At 63.4% G+C, this 527-nt stretch carries 1 protein-coding gene; it reads right to left on the bottom strand.

Annotation, left to right across the window (positions count from 1 at the left end):
* On the bottom strand, nt 1-527 hold a 527-nt coding region (locus tag DEQ92_RS21785; RefSeq protein ID WP_199522966.1), incomplete at both ends, for a BCCT family transporter.

Below are 527 nucleotides of genomic sequence, written 5' to 3'. Positions count from 1 at the left end.
ACCCGAGCAGCGTCAACATCAGGTAGAGGTTGATCGTACTCAGCCGTTTGACGCCGCCTTCGAGACCGGCGGCGACAGAGAGCGTCGCAATGGCAGTGATCCCGGCGATCAGGAGCACCTGCGGAATCGTTCCGGTCGGGATGCTCACGAGCCCCAGCATATCGCCGAGGACGTAGGACAGACCGGTATTCACCTGCGCGACGCCGAGTCCGAGCGAGGTCGCGAGCCCGAACAGGGTCGCGAACACCGTCACGAGGTCGATGACGTGACCGGGCCACCCGTAGATCCGTTCCCCGAGTAGCGGCCAGAAGATCGACCGGAACGTCAGCGGTAGTCCGCGGTTGAACGAGAAGAAGGCGAGCCCGAGTCCGACCAGACCGTAGATCGCCCACGGGTGGAAGCCCCAGTGGAAGAAGGTCTGTGTCATCGCGGCCACGCCCGCTGCGCCGGTTCCTGCCTCAGCGTTGTAGAACCCTGGTACGTTCGAGACGTAGTACAGCGGTTCGGAGACGCTGAAGAACATCAGG

Origin of the sequence: Haloferax sp. Atlit-6N (assembly GCF_003383195.1) — an archaeon.
Taxonomy (GTDB): domain Archaea; phylum Halobacteriota; class Halobacteria; order Halobacteriales; family Haloferacaceae; genus Haloferax; species Haloferax gibbonsii.
Note: the sequence above shows the minus strand (reverse complement) of the source record. Positions and strands in the feature narration are given on the sequence as shown.